Annotated in this window: 1 protein-coding gene; it reads left to right on the top strand. The window is 48.1% G+C overall.

What is annotated here, in order from left to right; genetic code table 11:
* Positions 1-81: 81 nt before the first annotated feature.
* The coding region (locus KDK19_RS06975) for a hypothetical protein (protein WP_257291617.1) at positions 82-1,078 on the top strand (997 nt) is incomplete at its 3' end.

Here is a 1,078-nt window from a genome sequence, read left to right as displayed (position 1 = left end):
CCGATATCTACCCAGAGTCAACCCCTTCATTTGACGTCAATTGGCAATGATAAAGGCCATGGGCATGGGGCAGTCAAGAGCTTGCCATTATCTAGCCAGAGTCAACCCCTTGATTTAACGTCAATTGGCAATGATGAAGGCCATGAGCCTGGAGCAGTCGGGGGCTTGCCAATATCTACCCAGAGTCAACCCCTTGATTTAACGTCAATCGGTAATGATGAAGGCCATAAGCCCGGAGCAGTCGGGGGCTTACCAATATCTACCCAGAGTCAACCCCTTGATTTCACGTCAATCGGTAATGATGAAGGCCATGAGTCTGGAGCAGTCGGGGGCTTGCCAATATCTACCCAGAGTCAACCCATTGATTTCACGTCAATGAGTGATGATGGAGAGCAGGAGCAATCAGTCGAGGGCATGCCACTGACTGTCCAGCGCCTGCTGGAAGATTTGACATTGGTTGGTGATTCTATAGACCTGGAGCTTGAAGCAAATGAGGGTTTGTCTGTATCTGCCCAAGGTCAATCCCTTAAGTTATCATCGGTTGATCTTAATCAACCCGTTGAGTGTGAGGCCATTGGGGGCTTGTCAGTTTCCCAGACATCTGGACCCGCTCAGTCGCCAGTTTTAGTGCATATCTTTGATTCTGATAATGAGCGTGAATCGACTCCTTTAGTTGAGCCCTTAACCAGTCAACCCGTTGCTGGATCCAAGAATTTTGTCCACTTTGTTCCAACCGAAATCAGAAACGTTTACCTCCATCTCGAAAGAAGAGAGGAGAACGATAGCGTCTATTGGATTCGTGTTCCTTCAAAGCAGCTACCAGAATTTATCCGTGTATTTGCGAGTCTGGTGGCTATGGAAGCCAAAGATCTGTATACCCATCTGCCTTTCCCCCGATGTGGTAGCTTTGTATGTAACTCGATCGCAAACCCGTCCTGGTATCGTGGAAAGTTTGCGCTTCTGACTTCGTTGATTTTAACATCAGCAGGCACTGGTTTTGGGTATGGTATCGGGATTTCTAATTTAGGAACCGGAACGCTGGCCGGAGGTTTGCTCAGTCTTCCTGTGATCACCTTAC

The organism is Endozoicomonas sp. ONNA1 (assembly GCF_024606325.1).
Lineage (GTDB): Bacteria > Pseudomonadota > Gammaproteobacteria > Pseudomonadales > Endozoicomonadaceae > Endozoicomonas_A.
Note: the sequence above shows the minus strand (reverse complement) of the source record. Positions and strands in the feature narration are given on the sequence as shown.